Genomic DNA, 23,147 nt, shown 5'->3' with positions numbered 1-23,147 from the left:
CAGGGGAACGTGCGTGCAGGCTCTGCAATCCATCAAAAACGGCGACGTGACTTCGGCCCTGCGTGAACTGCAGGCCGAGGTGCGCGGTAAGCCCAGTGATCCGAAGCTGCGCACGTTCCTGTTTCAGCTGCTGTCGGTGCTGGGCCAGTGGGACCGCGCGATGAATCAGCTCAAGGTCGTCGGGGAATTCGATCCGCTCGCGACGATGATGGTCCACACCTATTCGCGCTTGCTACAGGCCGAGGCACTACGCGCCGAGGTCTTCGCCGGCAAGCGAACGCCGGTCATCATCGGCGAACCGCCCTCGTGGATCGCATTGCTGTTCCGGGCGCTCAGCCTGGATAGCCAAGGACACCATGTCGAGGCAAGCGAACTGCGCGCGCAGGCGTTCGATCAGGCGGACGCCGTAGCCGGCGAGATCGACGGAACACCGTTCGAATGGATTGGCGACGCCGATCCACGTCTGGGTCCTTGCGTGGAAGTGATGGTCAACGGCGGCTACTCCTGGGTGCCTTACACGCGGATCAAGCGCCTGAAGGTCGAGGCGCCGACTGACCTGCGTGACAAGATCTGGACGCCCGTCGAAATCACCTGGGCCAACGATGGTCAGGTGGTCGGCTTCATTCCGACGCGCTATCCGAATTCCGAGCGTGCCGAAGACGGTGCGTTGGCACTGGCGCGCAAGACCGATTGGCTCGAAGTCGCGGATGGCGTCTCGTTCGGGCTCGGCCAGCGCCTGCTGGCGACCGACGTTGGCGATTATCCGCTGCTGGATACCCGGGTCATCACCTTCAACCACCCGGCCACGGCGGACACCTGAGCCATGGCGGAATTGACCGCACAGGAACGGTTGCAGCCGTCGCTGCTGGATCGTCTCACGGACGACGATCCCGGCAAGCGCGAAGAGGGACGCGACCAGCGCGTGATCTCCGCAAATCGCCTGCGCGAGTGCGTGACCCGCGATCTGGGCTGGTTGTTGAATACGGTATGGATGGAGTCGGATCAGCCACTGGAGTCCTTGCCCGAGGTTCAGAAATCCGTACTCAACTACGGCATCCCGGATCTGACCGGAACCGCCATTTCGGGGCTTGACGCGTCGGCACTGCAGCGCCGGCTGCGGGAAACGATCCTGCAGTTCGAGCCACGGCTGACGGCGGAGACCCTGAAGGTCGTGGTCGAAGCCAGCGATGACCGCATGGATCGGCGTTCGCTGGTGTTCCGGATCGAATCCGAGATGTGGGCGCAGCCGATTCCGCTGAATCTGTACCTCAAGACTGAAGTCGATCTTGAAACCGGGCGCCTCAACGTCACCGAGAGTCTCGGCTGATGGATCCGCGCCTGCTTCGGTACTACAACCGAGAGCTCCAGCATGTTCGCGAGATGGGCAGCGAATTCGCTCGGGAGTTCCCGAAGATCGCCGGGCGCCTCGGCCTCGAAGGCTTCGAGTGCGCTGATCCGTATGTCGAGCGTCTGCTCGAGGGATTTGCCTTTCTGGCAGCACGCGTCCAGCTGAAGCTGGACGCTCAATTTCCGGTGTTCACCCAGCATCTGCTGGAGATGATCTACCCGCATTTTCTGGCGCCGATCCCGTCGATGGCGGTGGTGCAGTTGCAGCCGGATCTGAAGGAGTCGTCTTTGATGGCAGGCGTCGTCGTGCCTCGCCACACGTTGCTGCGCGGGCTGACTGGCCGCGACGATCGTACCGCCTGCGAGTTCCGAACCGCGCACGACGTAACCTTGACGCCGCTGCGGGTCGACGAAGTGAAATACCTCGAAACACCGGCCGCAATCGCGGCGACCGGTGTGGTCGTGCCGCCGCGCAAGGCAGCACGGGCGGCGATTCGCATGCGGTTCTCGGTACCCGACGGTGTCACGCTGAACATGCTGACCCTGGACGAGATCCCGCTGTTCATCGCAGGTGCGGATGAACTGCCGAAGCGGCTGTATGAACAATTGCTGGGCAATGCCGTCGGCTTCATCTTCCGAGCGGTCGGCACTCAGGGTCCGATCAGCGAAATATTCGATGCCAACCAGATTCGTCGCAAGGGTTTTGACGATCAGGAAGCGCTGATTCCGTACACCGGTCGCTCGTTCAGCGGCTATCGATTGCTGCAGGAATACTTCGCCTGCCCGGAACGCTTCCTGTTCGTCGTGCTGGGCGGGCTGCGCCGTGCGATGAGCCGTGCGCAGGGCACCGAGTTTGAGATCGTGGTGCTGCTGAACCGCAGCGTCTCCAGCCTTCATGGTGCGGTCGACGCCTCGAACATCCGCCTGAACTGCTCACCGGCGATCAATCTGTTTCCGCGGCGTGCGGACCGGATCCACCTCGATCCGGGCAAGGTCGACTATCACATCGTGCCCGACCGTACACGGCCGATGGACTACGAGATTCACAGTATCAGTCAGGTCGAAGGCTTCGGTGACAGCGTCGATCCTGAGCAGCGCTTCCTGCCGTTTTACGGCTGCGACGAGCGGACCTGGCATCACCGGAAAGCCGCGTTCTACTCGATCCGTCGCGAACCGCGAATGCTGTCCTCGCGGCAGAAGCTTCAAGGCGCACGATCCAGCTACGTCGGCAACGAGATGTTCATTTCACTGGTCGACGGCAACGAAGCGCCGTACGCCACGTCGCTGCGGCAACTCGGAATGATGCTGATGGTGACCAACCGCGACTTGCCGCTGACGATGCCCATCGGCAAGTCGACCACGGACTTCACGCTCGATAGTGGCGCGCCCGTCGAGTCGATCCGCTGCGTCGCAGGTCCGACGAAACCGCGCGCGTCGATTGCGACCGGCAGCAGCGCCTGGCGCTTGATCAGTCATCTGCAGCTCAACTATCTGTCGTTGATCGAAGGCGGGCAGGAGGACAGCGCCGCCGCGATCCGCGAAATGCTGACCTTGTACTGCGACGAGTTCGATTCCGCCGCGAGACGTCAGATCGAAGGCATCAAGGCGGTGCAGTCGGCCCCGGTGGTGCGCCGCGTACCGGTACCGGGGCCGATCACCTACGGTCGTGGCCTCGAAATCACGCTGACCTGCGATGACGGTGCCTTCGAAGGGACCGGTGCGTTCCTGTTCGGCGCGGTGATGCAGGAGTTCCTTGCGCGTTACGTGTCGATCAACTCGTTTTCCGAAACCGTGCTGCGAACGGTCGAGCGCAACGAAGTGGCGCGCTGGCCGGCCAGCCTGGGCAAGCGGCATGTGATGTAGGCCCGCCATGGACTTGCAAGCCTCGCTGCAGCATGACCCGTCCCGGTACGACTTCTTCGCCGCCGCGCGTCGACTCGAATGTGTCTATCGGGATCGGCCGCGCATTGGCTGCTCGGTCAAGGCAACGGAGGATTTCGTCCGGCTGTGCCAGACGCCGTCGCTGAAGTTCGCGCCTCGGATGATCGAGCGCTACGTCCCGGGCGCGCCGGGCGAGCCGGCGAAGCTCTACGGCTTGTTCTTCGGCCTGTTCGGGCCGCACGGACCCCTGCCGACGCATCTGACCGAGTACGCGATCGACCGCATCCGGCATGAGCGCGACCACACGTTCAGTGCCTTCGCGGACATCTTCCATCACCGCATGACAGGGTTGTTTTACCGCGCCTGGGCCGATGCCGAGCCGACCGTGCAATTCGATCGTCCGGCCGAAGACCACTTCCGGCGCTACCTCGGTGCCTTTGTCGGGCTTGCCAGCGGCGACCTCGAAGATCGTGACGCGCTCCCTGACAGCTACAAGCGATTCTTTGCCGGGCGCCTCGTCTCGCATTCGCGCAGCCGGGAAGGCTTGAAGGGAATGATCGAGCGCTTTTTCCGCGTGACCGTCGACGTCCTCGAGTTCGTTGGCGAGTGGATGCGCCTGCCGGCAACTGCCCACATGAGTCTGGGCGGCGGCTCGGAACTGGCGTCGCTGGGCCGCACTGCCGTGATCGGCGAGTACGCGTGGGGCTGCCAGCAGCGCTTTCGCCTGCGGATCGGGCCACTGAGTCGCAGCGAGTTCGAGAAATTCCTGCCGGGCGGGGAATCGCTGAGGCAACTGGTATCGACGGTACGCAACTACGTCGGCGACGAAAAGGCGTGGGACGTCCAGTTGGTGCTGAAGAAAGAGCAGGTACCCGCGATGACCTTGGGGCGCTCCGGACGTCTCGGCCTGACCGGATGGATGGCACCGCCTCAACCGGCGATCGACGATCTGGACGACGTGATTCTTCGTCCAGTCGGGTGACGGAAATGCATGCAATCACGAGCTACGGACGGTTCAACCACTGAACAAGGTGTCGAGGTCCGGGGCCCCATGAGGACCCGATCCGGCACGCGTTGATCTCAACAACATCAAGGCAAGGGGAGCGACATGGCGGAAATCAGTCGGGGTGCACTGTTCGGCAAGCTGAACAAGCTCGCGTATCGCGGCATCGAGAGTGCAACGGTCTTCTGCAAGCTGCGCGGCAACAAGTATGTCGAGCTTGTGCACTGGATCCACCAGCTGCTGCAGCTGCCGGATTCCGATCTGCACCGCATCATCAAGCACTTCGGCCTGAACCCGTCGAAGCTGGCCGGTGACATCACCGATGCGCTCGATCGTCTGCCGCGCGGTTCCGCCACGGCCGACCTGTCGACCAACGTCGAGGAAGCCGTCAAAGAAGGCTGGCTCTACGCCACGCTGATGTTCGGCGAAGCGCAGGTGCGTTCCGGCTATCTGCTGGTTGGCATCATCCGCACGCGGGAACTGAAGTCCGCGCTGAACGGCGTATCCGCCGAGTTCGCGAAGATCAAGCCGGAAGAGCTGTCCGAACGATTCCGCGACATCGTTGCCGGCTCGCCGGAGGATGGCCAGTCGGCCTCCGATGGCTTCAAGGTTGGCGGCGCCGAGCCCGGCGAGGCCAGCGGTGCGATTGCGCCGGCCGCGATGGGCAAGCAGGAAGCCCTGAAGAAGTTCACCACCGATCTCACCGAGCAGGCGCGCTCCGGGAAGATGGACCCGATCGTCGGGCGCGACGACGAAATCCGTCAGGTGATCGACATCCTGATGCGCCGACGCCAGAACAATCCGATCCTCGTCGGTGAGGCCGGTGTCGGCAAGACCGCGGTGGTCGAAGGCTTTGCCCAGCGCATCGCGCGCGGCGATGTGCCGCCGAGCCTGAAGGAAGTGCAGTTGCTGGCGCTGGATGTCGGCCTGCTGCAGGCCGGTGCCAGCATGAAAGGCGAGTTCGAACAGCGGCTGCGCTCGGTGATCGAGGAAGTGCAGGCCAGCACCAAGCCGATCATCCTGTTCGTCGATGAAACCCACACGCTGGTCGGCGCGGGCGGTGCCGCCGGCACCGGCGATGCGGCCAACCTGCTGAAGCCTGCGCTGGCGCGCGGCACCTTGCGTACGGTCGGCGCGACGACCTTTGCCGAGTACAAGAAGCACATCGAAAAGGACCCGGCGCTCACCCGTCGCTTCCAGACCGTCACCGTCGACGAGCCGGACGAGAAGAAGGCCATCCTGATGATGCGCGGTGTCGCATCAACGATGGAGAAGCACCACAAGGCCCAGATTCTCGACGAGGCCCTGGAGGCGGCGGTCAAGCTGTCCGCCCGCTATATCCCGTCACGGCAGTTGCCGGACAAGTCGGTCAGCCTGCTGGATACCGCCTGCGCGCGGGTTGCTGTCAGCCTGCACGCCACACCGGCCGAAGTGGATGACAGCCGCAAGCGCATCGATTCGCTGAACACCGAGCTCGGCATCATCGCGCGCGAGAAGGCCATCGGTATCGACGTCGGCGAGCGTGAAGCCGAGGCAAGCGAGCATCTGACCCACGAGAAGGCGCGGCTCGCCGCCCTCGAAGCCCGCTGGGAGCAGGAAAAGACGCTGGTCAGCGAGATGCTGGAACTGCGCGCGAAACTGCGTGCCGGTGGCAAGCCGGTGGAAGGCACCGGCTCCAAGCTCGAAGCGGAAGCGGGCAAGGCGGGCGCGGAGACGGCAGCCGCGGTAGCTCTCAGCGATGCCGAACGCGAAGCCACGCTGGCAAAGTTGAAGGACGTACAGGCCAAGCTGGCAGACGTGCAGGGCGAAAGCCCGCTGATGCTGCCGACGGTCGACTACCAGGCCGTGGCCAGTGTCGTCGGTGACTGGACCGGCATTCCGGTTGGCCGCATGGCGCGCAATGAGATCGAAACGATCCTGAAGCTACCGAAGCTGCTCGGCGAGCGGGTGATCGGTCAGGATCACGCAATGGAGATGATCTCCAAGCGCATCCAGACCTCGCGCGCCGGCCTCGACAATCCGCAGAAGCCGATCGGGGTGTTCATGCTTGCCGGCACCTCCGGCGTCGGCAAGACCGAGACGGCGATCGCGCTCGCTGAAGCCCTGTATGGCGGCGAGCAGAACATGATCGTCATCAACATGAGCGAGTACCAGGAAGCGCACACGGTCTCGTCATTGAAGGGCGCACCTCCGGGCTACGTCGGCTACGGCGAAGGCGGCGTGCTGACCGAAGCGGTGCGCCGCAAGCCGTACTCGGTGGTGCTGCTCGACGAAGTGGAAAAAGCCCATCCGGACGTCCACGAGCTGTTCTTCCAGGTCTTTGACAAGGGCTTCATGGAAGACGGCGAAGGCCGCAGCATCGACTTCAAGAACACGTTGATCCTGCTGACCACTAACGCCGGCACCGACACCATCGCCAGCCTCTGCAAGGACCCGGAATTGATGCCGGACCCGGAAGGCATGGCCAAGGCGTTGCGCGAGCCGCTGCTGAAGGTGTTCCCGCCGGCGCTGCTGGGGCGGCTGGTGGTGATCCCGTACTACCCGCTGTCCGACGAGATGCTGGGGCGCATCGTCAAGCTGCAGCTCAATCGCATCAAGAAGCGGGTCGAGGCGCGCTACAAGATCACGTTCGAGTACGGCGAGGACGTGGTCAAGCTCGTGGTCAGCCGCTGCACCGAAAGCGAATCGGGCGGCCGCATGATCGACGCCATCCTGACCAACACCATGCTGCCCGACATCAGCCGCGAGTTCCTTACGCGCATGATGGAGGGCAGGCCGATCGAGCGCGTGCAGGTCGGAGTGGCCGACGGGCAGTTCGCGTATTTGTTCTGACACGAGGAGATCCGGACCATGGCGAAGATTATGAGCTACGACGAGTGGATGCGCCGCACGCGGCGCGGTCTCACCAAGCCGCGCAGCGACGAGCTGCGCCGCGTGGACACGGCGCTCAAGGCCTACAGCACGAGCCGCGGCGATCCCGGCACGCTCGAGGCCCTGAGCGCGGCGGTGGCCGCGTGGCAGCAGAGCAAGGACGACCTGTTCAAGAGCGTGCGCAACACCGACGGCGCGGTGACCGAACTGGTCGACGGCATCATCGCCGCGCTCGACCAGGACAAGGCAGGCCGCCAGGCGCAGGTGAAGGCGGTGAACAACATCGCGCGCATGAACCGGCCGGCCGGCTTCCTCGACGAGGTGCGCGGCGGCGCGAAGCGGCTGGCCGATGGCGACCTGGACGGCAAGTTCGCGCGCGCCGGGCTGGCGACGATCGTCAAGGACGCCACCTACTCGAACGTCAGCTACGAGGGCTTCTCCGACACCGAACTGGTGAAGGCCCGCAAGGGCTGGGAGAACGCGTTCATCGGTGCCAAGAAGGCGACGATGGGCATGCGCGCGGTGCAGATGGGCCTGGCCACGGGCGGCGGGCAGTCGACGCCGGAGCGCACCCGCTACACACGCTGGTTCGGCGCCGCGAACGCCCAGGTCGTGGCCGACATGGCGCAGAAAGCCAGCCTGATGGAGATGGCGATGCGCACCCGGCCGATCACCTTCGTGCACCGGCCCAGCGTGACGCTGCACTACGTCAACGGCAACGACCCGCTCGGCCCGACCCAGGACGAGGTCATCGGCCCCGGCGTCTACGGCTACGTGTGGTCGGCCGGCAACCACACCGGCAACGGCATGCGCATCGTCTGTAACGCGGAGTTCCTCGGCGACCCTTGCCCGTACGAGGGCGCGGCGGCCACCGTCTACCACGAGCTGACCCACAAGGTGCTCGGCACCTCGGACAAGAGCCTGGCCGGCGTGACGACCTACGGCATCGGGGACTGCACCGCGCTGGCCCGCACCGATCCGGCCTCTGCCCGCAACGTGGCCGACTGCTGGAGCTACTACGCGATCAGCTTCCTGAAGAACATCTGAACCCGCCCCCCCGAACAAGCGTGAGCTCCACCCCGCCTCCCGGACCCGACCTGCGCGCCGCGGCACGCGTCGACGGTGTCACGATGGCCCGGCTGCGCCAGCAGGCGGCCGGGCTGCCCGGGGTCGGCGGGCTGGCGATGCTGGACGACGACACGGTGATCGCGCTGCTGGCCGGCTTTGCGCGGCCGGGCGCCCGTGCCGCCGCGGAGCTGCCGTTGCGTGCGCTGGCGACGCCGGAGGAATCGGCGACGCCGGCGCCCGCACCGGCCGCGGTCCGCCGCGCCGGCGCCGCGGCGCCGAGCCCGTCGGACGACACCTTCGGCGAGCCGCTGGACCCGGCCGCAATGGCGGCCTCCCTGCAGGAGGCCGCCGCCAGCGGCGTGCCGTTCTGCGAGCAAGCGTAGCCCGGATGGAGCGCAGCGACATCCGGGATTCTTTGATCTTCGAAATGGAGCTACGATCGATTTTAAGCATCACATGCGAGCCTTTGCTAGCGAAAATTGGCTAGGTCCAATTATTAAACATCGCTCGCCTGTTTCTGCGGTTTGCGCGAGCTGAACAGATTTATGGAACTCCAATGCGTGTTGTGTTGCTAGCACTTTGCCCCAGCGTGTTTTCTGCTTCGCGAAAAGTTCGCGGCTGAATTCATTAATGCTCCCCGAAGTAGAACTCGGTCATCAGCGTTTTTGGCAACACGATTGCGCTGGTAGTTGGCTAATATTCGATGACCCGTATTCGGTGTAACGCCCTTGCTCAAAGGTCGAGGAGTGTCGGCGTGGCGAATGAGCTGAATGCATGAAAGTCATGCAGACGGTGGAATTCGGCTACTCGTTGAAGTATCAAGCGTCGCTGACAGATGAGAAATTCTTAAAGACGATATGAAGTGGACCATTGCGCGCAATGCTGTTCACCGTGCCGTGCCGCAACCGGCGGCATTCGCTGCTGCTGTTGATAAGGCAAACGAGTTGCAGCGTGCGGGTGAATTTGCTGAGTCCGAGCGTCCGTATAACGAGGTGTTGCAGCACTACCCAAGCCACCCGGATGCATTGAATTTTCTCGGTGTGCTGCGCATTCGTCAGCAACGGATGGACGACGCGATCGTGCTGATCGAGGCTGCTGTCAAGGAGGCCCCTGACTACGTCGATGCGCATATCAATCTGGGCAACGCCTACAAGCTGCTCGGGAGACTGGATGACGCGCAGCGGTGCTACGAGCGGGCGCTTGAACTGCGTCCTTGCTTGTTGGATGCGCTGCTTAACCTCGCGGTAGTGCTCGAAGCCGATGGCCGTATCGCTGAAGCGCGTGCGATGTACCGCAGGTTACTGGCGGCTTCGCCGCCGCGTCGCTCCACCCTGTTCAATTACGACCGCTTTCTGCGCCGTAACTCGATGTCGATGACGGATATCGAGGAGGCGCTGAACTGCTTCACGGCCATTTTCCGGCACGAGCCTGGCGATGGACCCGCGCGATCGGAACTCGGGCTGATGTTGTACCTGCTGGAGCGTCGTGACGAGGCCGCGGCCGTGTACCGCGACTGGTTGGCGCATGAGCCGCATCATCCGGTAGCGCGTCACATGCTGGCCGCTGCGGGTGGTGCGCCAGCCCCAGGTCGCGCGGATGACGCATTCATCAAGTCTACGTTCGACAGTTTCGCAGCCAGCTTCGATGAAATGCTGGTCGACAACTTGAATTATGTTCCACCGCAGCGGCTCCTTGAGCGCACGGCGCCATTTTTGGGCAATCCGAACGGGCGGCTGTCCATGCTGGATGCCGGGTGCGGAACCGGGCTTTGCGGGCCGCTGTTTCGGCCATTCGCGGCCGAGCCGGTAGGCGTTGATCTGTCGGCCGGCATGCTTTATCGCGCGGACGGACGCGGTTACGACCGGCTGGAAGTGGCTGAGCTGTCGGACTTCCTGGCATCTGCCGAGGCACGATGGGAGGCGGTGCTGTTGGCGGACACGCTGATCTACTTCGGCGATCTTCGCGAGCTGTTTGGTCGTGTCGCGTCGGCTCTGGTCGATGGCGGGCTGTTTGGATGCACGCTGGAAGCGCTTCCTGACGAGGAGGACCGATTTGAGTTGTCGATGAGCGGGCGCTTCCGGCACAGCCGGCGTCATGTCGACAATGCTCTCTCACTGGCTGGCTTCGTCGATGCCTGTGTCGATCAGGCGTCGCTCCGTCAGGAAGCCGGGCGGCCCGTGCCGGGCTGGATCGTCGTGGCGCGACGCCGTGACCGCGCAGTGTCGGTAGAGCGGATGCGCATGACGTCACAGGCCAGTGTCTGCGTACCCTGATAATGTCCGGGCTGGCAATCAGAATTGGCCGCAAAACCCATGATTGGGTGCCGCTTTTGGTCGGATTTCGGCCGAGATGTGAGCCGGTAGGCATTGGCTTTAAGCTCGATGCGGCTGTGACGTTCGATTTATCAAGAAATATGCTAAACAGTGTCACGGGTTTCGAGGCTGAAACCGCGACTTTCGGCGGAGACCGATAGATGGCACGAACGATCAAGCTGACCTCCGACCTGGGTGATGCGCTGCTGTTCTCGAGCCTGCAGGCTGACGAGTCGCTGGGTCGGCCGTTCAGCTTCAATCTGCGTGCGACGAGCAGGAACGCGAAGGTTGATCTGCAGGCGCTGCTGGGCAAGCCGATGACGGTGACGGTGACGCTTGACGATGGCCTGAAGCGACATTTCAATGGCATCGTCGCCGAGGCGGAACAGATCAGCTTCGAGTCGCTGGATGACAAGCGCCACGCCGAGTACGCGTTCCATCTGGTGCCCAAGCCCTGGCTGCAGACGCGCAAGGCTGATTGCCGCATCTACAAGAATGCGAGCGTCGTCCACATCATCAAGAAGGTGCTGAACGAAGTTGGTTACTCGGACGTCAAGCTTTCGCTGACCGGGACGTATCCGAAGCGTGAGTACTGCGTGCAGTACCGGGAGACCTACTTCAACTTCCTGTCGCGGCTGATGGAACAGGAAGGCATCTACTACTACTTCGAGCACACGGCCAGTACTCACACGATGGTACTGGCGGATGGGACAACGGGCCACGCGAAGCCCGCCAAGTTTGGCGAACTGCCGTGGCTTCCGGGCGACGCCTCGCAGCGTCATGCCGGTCCTGCGGTCACGGACTGGAAGACGTCACGCAGCGTTCAGACGACCAAGTACGTACTGAACGATTACGACCCGATGAAGCCCAAGGCGTCTTTGATGGCGCCTGAGCAGGTCGGCAATCCGGCGGATGTCCACACCGTTGCCGGTCTCGAAGTATTCGACTACCCCGGCGATCACGAGGCGGTGGCCGATGGCAAGCGCTACGCCAAGGTTCGGGTCGAAGCGCTGAACGTGCCGCAGGCCATTTTTCAGGGCGCGACCAATTCACTCACGCTGACCTCCGGCGCCTTGTTCAAGCTCAAGGAGTTTCCGATCGCAGCGTTGAACCAGGATTACCTGGTGGTGTCGACATCGACCCACTGTCAGGAATCGGCCGAAACGTCCGGTGGGGGCAGCAACGAATCCTACCGCTGCCGATTCGAAGTGATTCCGAGCAAGCAGCCGTTTCGCGCTGCACAGGTCACGCCGAAGCCCAGCGTGATCGGCCTGCAGACTGCCGTCGTCTGCGGCACGAAGGACTCGGTGGCTGAAGACATCGTGGTGGACAGCAATGCCCGGATTCAGGTGATCTTTCATTGGGCGAAGGCCGACCGGGCCAACCATGACATCTCGTGTCCGGTTCGTGTGGCGAGTGCCTGGGCCGGCAAGCAGTGGGGCATGATCCACATTCCGCGCGTCGGTCAGGAAGTCGTCGTCAGTTTTCTCGAAGGGGATCCGGACCGGCCGCTGATCATCGGCAGTGTCTACAACGCCGATCACATGCCGCCGTATGCGCTCCCGGCCAATATGACGCAAAGCGGCATCAAGAGCCGCAGCCACAAGGGCGGCGGCGCCGCGAATTTCAACGAGTTCCGGTTCGAGGACAAGAAAGGCGAGGAAGAGGTCTATCTGCACGCCGAAAAAGACCTGCGGGAGATGGTCGAGAACGACCATTTCGTCGAGGTCGGTCACGACGAGACCGAACTGATCAAGCACGATCGCATGCACACGGTGGATCACGATGAAACGGTGCTGATCAAGCATGACCGGACGCACACGATCGAAAACGACGAGACGTTCACGATCAAGTTCAACCGGACGCATGACATCGGCAAGGAGGACACGCTGTCGGTCGGTGCCAACGCGACGACGGACGTGAAGCAGAAGTACAAGCTGACGGCCGGGACGGAAATCGAGCTCGTGACCGGCGCGTCGAGCATCACGATGACGGCCGGTGGCGACATCACGATCAAGGGCGTCAACGTCAAGATCGAAGGCAGCGTGAATGTCGAGGCCAAGGCCGGGGTCGGGTTCAAGGCCAGCGGCGGCGCCACGATGGAAGTCACCGGCGGCGCCTCGGGCACAGTCAAGGCGCCGATGCTGAATCTGACGGGCGATGGCATCGCATCGCTTTCCGGCGGTCTGGTCAAGATCGGCTAGGAGCGCGCCCATGTCCAACGTGATGATGGCTGCCGAACAGATGGATCTTTCGCCTGAGGCATTGGCCTTGCTGACGCCTGACGCCGCACCGGCGGCGGCCGTGCAAACGCTGCTTGCGGCCAACCTCGGCATGGATGCGCTGAAACTGATCGCCCGCCTGCTGCCGAAGCGCTATGCCGTGGGGTGGCTCTGTCAGTGCGCTCGAGACTTTCCGCTGGATATCACCGAGAAGTCCGGCGCGGCAATGGCCGAGAAGTGGGTGCGTGACCCATCGGAAGCCAATCGGCGCGCCGCCTTCGAGTTCGCGAACGCCGGCAAGTACAAGACCTTGGCGACGTTTTTCGCCGCTGCGGCCGGCTGGGCCGGCGGCAGTCTGGCGCCTGCCACGCAGACGGTTCCGGTACCACCGCCGGATCACCTGACGGCGATGGCTGTGGCCGGGGCGATCAATTCGCTGTGTGCCAAGGTGCCCGCCGAGATCAATACGCGCCGTATCGCGTTCATCCAGAATGCCTTGTCGTTGCTAGGCGCCACCAGCGCCAACCACGCGGGTGCTGCATGACGCCGGTCGATTCGGAACGCGCTGCGCCCGCGCAATGGCCGACAACGGCCGATGGCTGGCAGCTCGTGCCCATAGGCCGGGCGCTGTTTCCCGGCGGGCATTCTGCGTATCGGGTGAATTCGCCTCACTATCACTTCTTCTTCGCCATGACGTTCGAGCCTCTGTTCGGCGACCCGTGCCGTGCCGTCATCAGCAGCTTTGGCCGATCGGCCGCACGTGGCCCTTGGCGCTATCTGCTGATCACTCCTGACGCGATCAGCAAGGCGCAGGCGGTCGTGCGTGAACTGTTGTTGACGCATCCGCTGGCTTATCACGACCGATGGATTGACGCGGTCAAGTTCCGGTTGGGCGACGACGTGCATATCGAGATTTTCTGATGGCTGACCATTTTGCAGCAGCGTCGATATCCGGACCGCATGACTAAGCCCGCGTACGACCAGAGTGGCCAATGGCCGATCAATGCCGATGGCTGGCAGGTTTTACGCATCGGCAAAGCCCTGTTCCCGGGCGGGCCTGCGGCTTGTCAGGCGGTCTCTCCGGCCGGCAGTTTTTATTTCGGGATCAATTTCGAGCCTGCCTCCGGGCCGGTTTGCCGGGCGGTGATCACCAGTTTCGGCATCAATGCGCTGGGGCCGGTCTTCCACTACGTGCTGGTCACGCCGGATGCCATTGCAAAGGCGCAGGGCGCCGTTCGCAGTTATCTGCTCGAACACGCGGCGCGGTTCCATTTCCGACGCTTTGACGCGGTCGAGTTCCGCTTGGGTGACGGGGCGATCAACGAGATCTTCTGATGCCTGGCCCGGAACTCTCGAACGCATTATCCAGACTTGACCAGGCGAAATCGCTGGATGAGCTGGCTGCGATCGCCCGCACCGTCGATGCGTCGCCCGCGACACCGAACGTCATTCTGTATTCCGGCATGAGCCGAGCGGCGCGCGCGGCGGCCATTCAGGAAACCGGGTACTCGGTCATCGATACGACGGATCGTGTAGCCTTGTTATCGAATCCCACTTTCGTCGCGAAGCTTGGCGAGCTGTCCGGCGTGAAAGCTGGCAGTCGCGAAGAACTGGAGTATCTCGTGACCAACGCGCGGAAGCTCGACGTCAACGATCCGAACAAGGCTGCCGCGATGGCTGCCAACGCGGCCCTGTTCGGTATCGAGGGCGATGCACAAGCGCTGCAAAACAGCTTCTGGGGGCAGGCATCAGCGGAGTTTGTCGAGGCCGCAAGCGGCGACGTGATCGTGATGATGCCGAAGCCCCTGCAAAAGGTTTTCTGGGCCACCGAGCTGCCAACGATGCTCGAAAACCCCGGCAAGCGCACGATCAACGGCATTCCGGCAGCCGAACTGGCGGCAGAAAAGAACAGCGCCTTCGCGCGCATCCTGCCCGAGGCACACGCGAAGGCGGTCGAATTCGAGGCCAAGGGGGCCATCGTGACCGGGGCCAATCAGCAGGCGGCAGCGGCGGCATCGGCCGGCACTGCTGCTGCCGCAGGCGGTGCGTCAGGAGGCGGCAACGACGCAGCGGCGTCGAATTCCGGTTCGTCTGCGGGCGGCAATGGCGGTGCGGCTGGCAGTGGGGGTGGCGGCGGTGGCGGTGGGCAGCCGGCCGCGCGCATTGGCGACCTGCATGTCTGCCCGATGTTCACCGGCCCGGTTCCGCATGTCGGTGGCCCGATAGCGCTGGGTTACCCGATGGTGCTGATCGGCGGCATGCCCGCGGCCAGAGTCGGCGACATGGCGACCTGCGTCGGTCCGCCGGACGCGGTCATGCTCGGATCGTTCAAGGTGCTGATTGGCGGCACGCCCGCCGCGCGCATGGGTGATCCGACTGTTCATGGTGGAACGATCGTGCTTGGCTGCCCGACCGTATTGATTGGCTGATGACAGCGCCCGCGCCCCGATGACATTGTTCACCGCAGATGCCGATCCGACCGTTAACCGTGCCGCGACGCATCGCTTGCCCGCAGCTGCGGCTCGTCGTGCTGTCCGCGTCGCCTGACTTCCCGTCCCATTGACCATGCCGCAATCGCTGATCCTGCAAGTCTCCGGTCCCCACGCGGCGCAATTCGGTGCGCGCGCACGGAAGGTCTTCGATGGCCGTGGCGGTTCCATCGGCCGTTCGGAGGATTGCGACTGGGTGCTGAGTGCCTCCGGCGTGTCGCGCGTGCACGCGATGATCCGGCTGCTGAACGGCTTCTATTTCATCGAGGACCGCAGCACCAACGGCATGCTGCTGAATGGAGCGCCGCTGACCAAGGGCGAGCCATCGATGCTGAACGATGGCGATCGACTGCTGGTCGATTCGTTCGAGGTCGAAGTGAAGCTGGCCGATGCGTCCGCTGCGGCGATGGCGTCGCCACCGCCGTTGCCCACGGCAGCGCCGCCGTTGCCGGGCTATCCGGCGCCGCCGGCGTATGCCGCGCCGCCGGCGCCGCCACCGCGTGCGGCGAACCTGATCGAAGACCCTTTCGATTTCGACCTGCTGGCGCCGCCACCGGCACCCGCGGCGGCCCCGCCGCTGCCGGGCGGCAGCCTGCCCGGTCTCGGCATGGCCAGCGGGGCCGGGGATCTGATTCCCGGCTGGGATCCGCTGGCCGGGGGCGTCAACGAACTGGATCCGCTGAGTTTCCTCGGACCGGGCGACAGCAGCGGTTCGATGCTGGGCCCGAGCCAGACGTCGGCCCCCAGTTGGAACCACACGCCGGCGATGTCCGACAGTTTTCGGCCGCCAACACCGTCGCTGCCGCCGATGCAGTCGGCCAATCCGCGCAGTGGCCAGACCTTGCCGGACAACTGGGATCTGACGATGGGCGACTTCGCGCCGAAGCCGAAGCCTGCGCCGCCGGCACCGCCAGTTGCCCCGCCACCGCCACCGCCGCCTGCGCCGCGACCTGTCGCACCCGCGCCGGTGACGATGGCCGCACCGACCGTGCTTCCGGGCGCGCCGGTGCTGCCGGCCGATGTCGATCAGATTTTCCGCGTGGTCGTCGATGGCGTGATGGAGGTGCTGCGCGCACGCGCCGAGATCAAGAACACCTTTCGGTTGCCGGTCACGATCATCCAGCGGTCGGAGAACAATCCGCTGAAGTTCGCGCCGAATCCCGAAGAGGCGCTGGCCCGGATCATGGCGCCGCCGTCGTCCGGATTCCTGTCCGGAACGGCCGCGTTCCAGGATGCCTTCGAGGACATCCGCTGCCATCAGATGGCGATGCTTGCCGGCATCCGCGCCGCGTTCGAATCGATGCTTCAGCAGTTCAGTCCGGAGCGCTTCGAGCAGGACGTCGATGGCGGTGCCAAGCGCTCCGGATTCATGGACTTTGCCGGCAAGGGCAAGTATTGGGACAAGTACCGCGAGCAGTTCGAAGCGATGAACCGGAATCCTGACGATCGATTCCGTCGGCTGTTTGGGGAGGAGTTCGCAAAAGCTTACGAAGAGCAGTTGTCGCGCCTGAAATCGGCGCGGAGAATGCAGCAGGCGACACACCGCTGAGCATCGGCGGATAACGAGAAAGAGAGTTCGCTGGTTCGGGGAGTGGCCTTGCCGTTCTGCGGCAGTGGAGCCCCGCATCGGTGGTGGCGGCAGGCTGTCGTGGCTGCGGCAGCACCTACTGGGAACGGGCGCAACACATGGCGGAGAACAACAAGGTCGTCTGGAGCGAAGGGCTGTTCCTTCGACCCCAGCATCTGCAGCAGCAGGAACGCTACCTCGAGCGCTATGTCGAGATCCGGGCGGCTGCGCTGCGTCCCTACAGTTGGGGCTTTACCGAACTGGAACTGGAGTCCGATCTGCTGGCGATCGGCAAGATCGGCATCCGTCGCGCGAAGGGCGTATTCCCGGATGGCACGCCGTTCTCGATGCCGCAGGATGATCCATTGCCACCGGCGATCGACATCGACGCCAACTGGCGCGACCAGACCATCTTTCTGACCTTGCCGCTGCGCTCGCCTTCGCAGCCGGACAGTGGCCGGCCGGAAGCGCCGGCCGACAAGCTGTTCCGGTTCCGCGTGCGGGAAGTGGAGGTTCGCGATGCCTCGGGGAGCGTCGATGGCGTCACGCCGCTGGAAGTCGGCGGCATGGCCAGCCGGCTGCTGCCGCAGGCACAGCCGCTGGAGGGCTTGTCGCACATTCCCCTCGTGCGATTGATCGAAGTGCGTCCGGATCGCCGCGTGCTGCTCGACGAAAGTTTCATGCCGACCGGTCTCGCCGTGCAGGCCGTGCCGCGTCTGGTGACCTTCCTGACCGAACTGCTGGGCCTGCTGCATCAGCGTGGCGAAGCACTGGCGAGCCGAGTGGCAGTGACCGATCGTGGCGGCGCGGCGGAGATCGCCGAGTTCCTGCTGTTGCAGGTGGTCAACCGCTACCAGCCGCTGGTGGCGCATCTGGCTGCCGCACCGATCCTGCATCCGGAAGACCTGTATCGCGTGCTGGTCGCGATGGCCGGCGAGCTGTGCACGTTCACGGCGCCGAAGAAGCGGCCGCCGGCGTTTCCGCCGTATCGGCACGAACTGCTGCGCGAAAGCTTCGAGCCGCTGATCGTCAACCTGCGCAATTCCCTGAGCGCGGTGATGGAGCAGACCGCGATCGCGATCCCGCTGCAGCAGCGCAAGTTCGGCGTCTGGGTCGCGGTGGTGCCGGACCTGACCCTGATCGATACCGCCGCCTTCGTGCTGGCGGCGAAGGCCGACATCAAGTCCGAGGACCTGCGCCGCCTGTTGCCGATGCAGTCGAAGATCGGCCCGGTGGAGAAGATCCGCGATCTCGTCAACCTGCAGCTGCCGGGCATCGCGGTCAATCCGATGCCGGTGGCGCCGCGGCAGATTCCATACAACGCCGGCTATCTGTATTTCGAGTTCGACAAGAACTCGCCGATGTGGCGAATGCTGAAGACGGCAGGTGGCATCGCCTTCCATTTCGGCAGCGAGTTCGCCGGTCTTGACCTTCAGCTCTGGGCGATCAGGGGGCAGTGATGTCGACCAAGGGTCCGCACGACGACGATTCGAGCGACCGCACCGTGGTGCGTCCCCGCGGCGCGCCGAGTGGCGGTGGACTGCCCGGCGGCTATCCGCCGCCGCCGGCACCCCCTCCCGCGCAGGCCATGCCGCACCCGCATGCGCCACCACCACCGCCGCCACGTCGGCCATCGGCCTGGCAGCCGGCGGCGCCGGCCGGGGCTGCGGCGCCACCCGCGCAGATCAGCGATTTCCTCGGTGGCAGCGCCAATCCGCTGGTGCAGGCCGCATCGCCGCTGCTGCTGCTGGCGGTGCAGTTGCGCGGCACTGCCTCGCAGCCGAACGCGATGGGGCTGCGCGAACAGGTGGTGAATCAGGTGCGGCAGTTCGAAAGCCGCGCACAGGCCGCCGGCCTGACGCCGCAGATGACCACCGCCGCCCGCTACGCGCTGTGCGCGATGCTTGACGAAGCGGTGCTGAACACGCCGTGGGCCGAGCACAGCGGCTGGGCCGCCAAGACTCTGCTGACGATCTTCCACAGCGAAACCTACGGCGGCGAGAAGTTCTTCCTGATTCTCGATCGCCTGACCCAGGACTTTGCCAAGCATCTCGACTTGATCGAGATGATGTATCTCTGCATCGCGCTCGGCTTCGGCGGCCGCTACCAGATCGAACCGGGCGGGCAGGCCAGGCTCGCCGACATCCAGGAAGAGCTGTACCGGCGGATCAAGTCGCAGCGGCAGCCGCCGGCTGACGAACTGGCGCCGCACTGGAAAGGCATCGAGGACCGCCGCAATCCGCTGCTGCGCTACGTGCCGCTGTGGGTGATCGCCGCCGCCGGCGCCTGCGTGCTGCTCGGCGTGTTCCTGTATTTCTACGCGCAGCTCAATGCCGCCAGTGCGCCGTTGAGCGCAAGGCTGTCGCAGATCGGTCTTGAAAGCGCGGTGCCGGCCGATGCGCCGAAGCCGGTCGTGGCACGCAAGAGCCTGAAACAGCTGCTCGCGCCGCAGGAGCAGGCTGGCTATCTGACCGTCGACGAATCGCCCGACGGCAAGGCGCTGATCCGCCTGATCTCGGCTGAGATGTTCCCGTCCGGCGGCGTGCAGGTCGGCGCCAGCCAGATTCCGGTGCTGAACGCGGTGACGCAGGCGCTGAACCAGGCGCCGGGCCGCGTGATCGTGATCGGCCACACCGACGATCAGCCGGTGCGCTCGCTGCGATTCAAGGACAACTACGAGCTGTCGGCCGAGCGCGCGCGCGCCGTGGTGCAGATCCTGAGTCAGGGCATCGACAACCCGGGGCGCCTTGAATCGAGCGGTGCCGGGCCGTCGAAGCCGATCGCCGAGCCAGCCAGCCTGCCGGCCAACCGGGCGCGCAACCGGCGCGTCGAAATCAGCCACAACCCGGAGGGCTGAGTCGTGGGCAAGATCCTCGGCGTATTCAAGTCGCGCTGGTTCATGACCCTGATCGGCCTGCTGCTGCTGTCGCTGCTGATCTGGTTCGGCGGTCCCTATCTCGGCATCGGCGATTCCGAGCCGTTGTCGTCGCCGATCGTGCGGCTGGTGGTGATCATCGTCATCCTCGCGATCTGGCTGGGCTGGCTGCTGTTCCAGCAGGCGCGCGAACGGGCCAAGACGCGACAGATGGCCGGCGACCTCGCCGGGCAGGATGCCAAGACCAGCGGCAATGACCGCGACGACCGCTCGCAGTCCGAGCGCACGGCGCTGCAGGCGCGCTTTCAGGAAGCGGTGGATACCTTGCGCAAGTCGCGCAAGGGCGGCGGCAATCTCTATTCGCTGCCGTGGTACATCGTCATCGGCCCGCCGGGCTCGGGCAAGAGCACGTTGCTGCTGAACTCCGGGCTGAACTTCCCGCTGTCGAACCGCTTCGGCAAGGAAGCGCTGCGCGGCATCGGCGGCACCCGCAACTGCGACTGGTGGTTCACCGACGAAGCGGTGTTCCTCGATACCGCCGGCCGGTACACCACGCAGGATTCCGACCGCAGCGCCGATGCCTCGGCCTGGGAGGAATTCCTGAAGCTGCTGCGCAAGTACCGCAAGCGCCGGCCCATCAACGGCGTGATCGTGACGATGAGCGTGTCGGACCTGCTGACGCTCGACGATGCCGGCCGGCAGGAACACATCCTCGCGATCCGTGCGCGACTCGAGGAACTGGCCAAGCATCTGCGGATTGGCGTGCCGGCCTATCTGGTGTTCACCAAGTGCGATCTCGTCGCCGGTTTCACCGAGTATTTCGATGACCTGAATCCGGCGCTGCGCGGGCAGGTCTGGGGCATGTCGTTCCCGGTCGACAAGACGCTCGACGGCACTGCCGCGAAGCTGTTCGGCGACGAGTTCAACCTGCTGCTGGAGCGCCTGCAGACGCGCAGCCTCGATCGCCTGCATGCCGAGCGCGATCGCACGCGGCGCGCGGCGATCCTGTCGTTCCCGATGCAGCTGTCGGCGCTGCGCGACATCGCGCGGCAGTTCGTCGAAGGCGTGTTCACCGGCCATCAGTACAGCGCGCCGTTGCTGCTGCGCGGGGCCTATCTGACGTCCGGCACGCAGGAAGGCACGCCGATCGACCGGATGATGGGCGCCGTCGCGCGCACCTTCGGGCTTGATGCCTCGCGCCTGCACGCGCCCGGTGCGCAGAGCCGCACGTTCTTCGTCGAGCGCCTGCTGCGCGAAGTGCTGTTCAAGGAATCTGGCTTCGCCGGCACCGATCCGCGGCTGGAGCGGCAGAAGCTCTTGCTGTCGATCGCGTCGTACGCCGGCGTCGTGCTGGTGACGGCGCTGCTGATCGCCGGCTTCGTCACCAGCTACAACCGCAACAGTGCCTACCTGAAGGATGTCGAAACCGCGCTCGCGGCCTACAGCACCGACAGCAGTCTGGCGCTGGCGCCGAACCGTCCGGCGTTCTTCTCGCTGGTGCTGGCGCGGCTCGAAGCGCTGTCATCGACGGTCGACGTGGCCGATCGACATCGGGGCGACGTGCCGCTGTCGATGCGTTTCGGGCTCTATCAGGGCCGCGCGGTCGGCCGCGAAGTGCGCGATGCCTATTTCCGTGAAACCAACGGCATCCTGCTGCCCGGCGTCGCGGCGCAGTTCCGTTCGGGCCTGCAGGCGAACGCGACGGATCCGCAGGCGCTGTATTACTACCTCAAGGCGTATCTGATGCTCGGCCAGCCCCAGCACCTGAAGCGCGAGGAACTGATCGCGCTGTCCGAGTTCGAGTGGCAGAAGCTGTTTCCGGGCGATGCCGTGCTGCAGGGCCTGCTGGCCAAGCACTTCGGCGCACTGGTCGGCGAGGATGGCCGGCTGCGGGCGCAGACGCTGGACGAAGCGGCGGTCGAACAGAGCCGCAATACGCTGCGCACCGCGGACCTGCCGATCCTGATCTACGGCAGCCTGAAGCTGGCCGGGCAGGGCAGCGATCACCCGCCGCTGAAGCTCGACAAGGAACTGGGCCTGCTCGGCAACGTGTTCCGCCGCGCCAGCGGTGCGGCACTGTCCGACCCGCTGCCGGCGCTGTACACGCAGCCGGTATTCAAGGCGCAGGCCGAGGGCGGCATCGAGGAGGCGGTCAAGGGCTTCGCCGAGAACGACTGGGTGTTCGGCGCCAGCAAGATCGACGACGTGCAGAAGGCGCGCTACGCACAGGACGTGCTCGGGCTTTATCAGGCCGACTACATCAAGGCCTGGGACGATCTGCTCGCCGATATCCGCCTGCAGCCGGTGGCCAACATTCAGGATGCCAGTGCGCTGGCGTCGAAGCTGTCGGGCCCGAACTCGCCGCTGAAGCTGTTCCTGAAGGTGGCCCGCGACAACACGGCCGATCTGCTGCGCGATCCTCCCGGTGCCGACGACGCCGCTGGCGCTGCGGCCGACGCGGCGGAAAAGCTGGCCAAGAAGAAGGCGTCGCAGACCGCTCTGGCCAAGGCGCTTGCCGCGGCCGGCGGTGGTGGCGCCGCGCCGGCCGAGAAGCCGGGCGATGCCATCACCGCGCACTTCGAAACCTTGAACAAGCTGACCGAAGGCGCCCCCGGCGCGCAGCCGATCGACCAGACCATCCAGGTGCTGGATCAGCTCGGCAAGACCCTGCTGACGATGAACGACTTCTCGTCCGGCGCAGGGCAGCCGAACCCCGCCCTGCTGCAGGCTACGCAGGCAGCCTCGCAGCTGCCGCCGCCGGTGGCCGGCTGGGTCACGTCGCTGACCGGCAAGAGCGAAGCGCTGGTGGCGAGCGGCGCGAAGGGTGCGATCGACGATCAGTTCCAGCAACTGGTGCTGAAGGACTGCGGCGATTTCACCCGCAACCGCTATCCGTTCACGCTGGCCAGCGCCACCGACATCCCGGTGCAGAACTTCGGCGAGCTGTTCGGCTACGGCGGCCGCTTCGATGCGTTCTACCAGCAGACCTTGGCCAAGCTGGTCGACGCCAGCAACGCGACGTGGCGCTGGAAATCCGGTCCGGGCGCGGTCAGTGGATCGCCCGGCATGCTGGCGCAGATGCAGGCGGCCGACCGGATCAAGCAGATGTTCTTCCGCGGCAGCAACGTTCCGGAAGTCGGCTTCAGCTTCCTGACGCCGGTGCTCGATCCGGGCATCGCGAAGCTCGTCATCGAGGTCGATGGCCAGAAGTACGAGTACACGCCGGGCGGTGCCGCGAACGCGCCGATGAAGTGGCCGGGGCCGGTGCCGGGTCGGGCCTCGGTCGCCGGCTTCGACGCCAGCGGCACCCTGCTCGCCAAGTTCGAATTCCAGAATGACTGGGCCTTCTTCCGCGTGCTGCAGGCTGGTCGCCTGACGCGCGAAACCGACGTGCGCTACCTCGCCACGTTCGACTTCGGCGGCAAGCAGGCGCGCGTCACGCTGCAGGCCAACAACCTGAAGAACCCGTTCCTGAAGCCGGAACTGCAAGCGTTCCGGTGCGGAGGCTGAGC

17 protein-coding genes are annotated in these 23,147 nt (G+C 64.8%); all 17 read left to right on the top strand.

The genetic code is table 11. The annotated features are described in order from the left end of the window. Positions 1-13: 13 nt before the first annotated feature. The gene (locus tag QZ951_RS16995; protein WP_293002753.1) at positions 14-820 is read left to right on the top strand and encodes a type VI secretion system accessory protein TagJ; all 807 of its coding nucleotides are present in this window, start codon (positions 14-16) and stop codon (positions 818-820) included. 3 nt (positions 821-823) lie between these two features. Further along, the gene (gene tssE, locus QZ951_RS16990; protein WP_293002751.1) at positions 824-1,327 is read left to right on the top strand and encodes a type VI secretion system baseplate subunit TssE; all 504 of its coding nucleotides are present in this window, start codon (positions 824-826) and stop codon (positions 1,325-1,327) included. Then, complete coding sequence (gene tssF / locus QZ951_RS16985) at positions 1,327-3,210, top strand: type VI secretion system baseplate subunit TssF (RefSeq protein ID WP_293002748.1); 1,884 nt, start codon at positions 1,327-1,329, stop codon at positions 3,208-3,210. Before tssE ends, tssF begins: the two co-directional genes overlap by 1 nt. Positions 3,211-3,217: 7 nt before the next feature. Further along, positions 3,218-4,210 carry a type VI secretion system baseplate subunit TssG gene (gene tssG / locus QZ951_RS16980; protein WP_293002746.1) on the top strand — a complete coding sequence of 331 codons (993 nt, stop codon included), beginning with the start codon at positions 3,218-3,220 and terminating at the stop codon, positions 4,208-4,210. A gap of 126 nt (positions 4,211-4,336) precedes the next feature. Continuing rightward, positions 4,337-7,063, top strand: a complete 2,727-nt coding sequence (tssH, locus tag QZ951_RS16975; protein WP_293002744.1) for a type VI secretion system ATPase TssH — start codon at positions 4,337-4,339, stop codon at positions 7,061-7,063. A gap of 18 nt (positions 7,064-7,081) precedes the next feature. Then, positions 7,082-8,149, top strand: coding sequence for a M35 family metallo-endopeptidase (locus QZ951_RS16970; protein ID WP_293002741.1), 1,068 nt, complete (start codon positions 7,082-7,084; stop codon positions 8,147-8,149). A gap of 20 nt (positions 8,150-8,169) precedes the next feature. Beyond that, positions 8,170-8,553 carry a hypothetical protein gene (locus QZ951_RS16965; RefSeq protein WP_293002739.1) on the top strand — a complete coding sequence of 128 codons (384 nt, stop codon included), beginning with the start codon at positions 8,170-8,172 and terminating at the stop codon, positions 8,551-8,553. Positions 8,554-9,027: 474 nt separating this feature from the next. Continuing rightward, the gene (locus tag QZ951_RS16960; RefSeq protein ID WP_293002737.1) at positions 9,028-10,443 is read left to right on the top strand and encodes a tetratricopeptide repeat protein; all 1,416 of its coding nucleotides are present in this window, start codon (positions 9,028-9,030) and stop codon (positions 10,441-10,443) included. 200 nt (positions 10,444-10,643) lie between these two features. Continuing rightward, the gene (gene tssI, locus QZ951_RS16955; RefSeq protein ID WP_293002735.1) at positions 10,644-12,686 is read left to right on the top strand and encodes a type VI secretion system Vgr family protein; all 2,043 of its coding nucleotides are present in this window, start codon (positions 10,644-10,646) and stop codon (positions 12,684-12,686) included. Positions 12,687-12,696: 10 nt separating this feature from the next. Further along, positions 12,697-13,248 carry a hypothetical protein gene (locus QZ951_RS16950; RefSeq protein WP_293002733.1) on the top strand — a complete coding sequence of 184 codons (552 nt, stop codon included), beginning with the start codon at positions 12,697-12,699 and terminating at the stop codon, positions 13,246-13,248. After that, positions 13,245-13,625: a hypothetical protein gene (locus QZ951_RS16945; RefSeq protein ID WP_293002731.1), complete on the top strand. Its 381-nt coding sequence runs from the start codon at positions 13,245-13,247 to the stop codon at positions 13,623-13,625. The genes QZ951_RS16950 and QZ951_RS16945 overlap by 4 nt, the downstream gene beginning before the upstream one ends. A gap of 12 nt (positions 13,626-13,637) precedes the next feature. After that, complete coding sequence (locus tag QZ951_RS16940; protein WP_293002729.1) at positions 13,638-14,039, top strand: hypothetical protein; 402 nt, start codon at positions 13,638-13,640, stop codon at positions 14,037-14,039. An 851-nt stretch (positions 14,040-14,890) separates the two neighbouring features. Beyond that, positions 14,891-15,133 carry a PAAR domain-containing protein gene (locus QZ951_RS20435; RefSeq protein WP_366943975.1) on the top strand — a complete coding sequence of 81 codons (243 nt, stop codon included), beginning with the start codon at positions 14,891-14,893 and terminating at the stop codon, positions 15,131-15,133. A 136-nt stretch (positions 15,134-15,269) separates the two neighbouring features. Beyond that, positions 15,270-16,742: a type VI secretion system-associated FHA domain protein TagH gene (gene tagH / locus QZ951_RS16930; RefSeq protein WP_293002725.1), complete on the top strand. Its 1,473-nt coding sequence runs from the start codon at positions 15,270-15,272 to the stop codon at positions 16,740-16,742. 137 nt (positions 16,743-16,879) lie between these two features. Continuing rightward, positions 16,880-18,220, top strand: a complete 1,341-nt coding sequence (gene tssK, locus QZ951_RS16925) for a type VI secretion system baseplate subunit TssK (protein ID WP_293002723.1) — start codon at positions 16,880-16,882, stop codon at positions 18,218-18,220. After that, on the top strand, positions 18,220-19,617 hold the full coding sequence (gene icmH, locus QZ951_RS16920) for a type IVB secretion system protein IcmH/DotU (RefSeq protein ID WP_293002720.1): 1,398 nt from the start codon (positions 18,220-18,222) through the stop codon (positions 19,615-19,617). Before tssK ends, icmH begins: the two co-directional genes overlap by 1 nt. Before the next feature lie 3 nt (positions 19,618-19,620). Continuing rightward, positions 19,621-23,145, top strand: coding sequence for a type VI secretion system membrane subunit TssM (gene tssM, locus QZ951_RS16915; RefSeq protein WP_293002718.1), 3,525 nt, complete (start codon positions 19,621-19,623; stop codon positions 23,143-23,145). The last annotated feature ends 2 nt before the right edge of the window (positions 23,146-23,147 follow it).

Source organism: Nevskia sp. (assembly GCF_021732705.1).
Taxonomy (GTDB): domain Bacteria; phylum Pseudomonadota; class Gammaproteobacteria; order Nevskiales; family Nevskiaceae; genus Nevskia.
This window is presented reverse-complemented; position numbering and strand designations above follow the sequence as displayed.

What these genes read in the sequence shown, in the direction of transcription:
- tssE (WP_293002751.1), top strand. Translation starts at nt 824, where the DNA reads ATGGCGGAATTGACCGCACAGGAACGGTTGCAGCCGTCGCTGCTGGAT.
- tssF (WP_293002748.1), top strand. Translation starts at nt 1,327, where the DNA reads ATGGATCCGCGCCTGCTTCGGTACTACAACCGAGAGCTCCAGCATGTT.
- tssG (WP_293002746.1), top strand. Translation starts at nt 3,218, where the DNA reads ATGGACTTGCAAGCCTCGCTGCAGCATGACCCGTCCCGGTACGACTTC.
- tssH (WP_293002744.1), top strand. Translation starts at nt 4,337, where the DNA reads ATGGCGGAAATCAGTCGGGGTGCACTGTTCGGCAAGCTGAACAAGCTC.
- QZ951_RS16970 (WP_293002741.1), top strand. Translation starts at nt 7,082, where the DNA reads ATGGCGAAGATTATGAGCTACGACGAGTGGATGCGCCGCACGCGGCGC.
- QZ951_RS16960 (WP_293002737.1), top strand. Translation starts at nt 9,028, where the DNA reads ATGAAGTGGACCATTGCGCGCAATGCTGTTCACCGTGCCGTGCCGCAA.
- tssI (WP_293002735.1), top strand. Translation starts at nt 10,644, where the DNA reads ATGGCACGAACGATCAAGCTGACCTCCGACCTGGGTGATGCGCTGCTG.
- QZ951_RS16950 (WP_293002733.1), top strand. Translation starts at nt 12,697, where the DNA reads ATGTCCAACGTGATGATGGCTGCCGAACAGATGGATCTTTCGCCTGAG.
- QZ951_RS16945 (WP_293002731.1), top strand. Translation starts at nt 13,245, where the DNA reads ATGACGCCGGTCGATTCGGAACGCGCTGCGCCCGCGCAATGGCCGACA.
- QZ951_RS20435 (WP_366943975.1), top strand. Translation starts at nt 14,891, where the DNA reads ATGTTCACCGGCCCGGTTCCGCATGTCGGTGGCCCGATAGCGCTGGGT.
- tagH (WP_293002725.1), top strand. Translation starts at nt 15,270, where the DNA reads ATGCCGCAATCGCTGATCCTGCAAGTCTCCGGTCCCCACGCGGCGCAA.
- tssK (WP_293002723.1), top strand. Translation starts at nt 16,880, where the DNA reads ATGGCGGAGAACAACAAGGTCGTCTGGAGCGAAGGGCTGTTCCTTCGA.
- icmH (WP_293002720.1), top strand. Translation starts at nt 18,220, where the DNA reads ATGTCGACCAAGGGTCCGCACGACGACGATTCGAGCGACCGCACCGTG.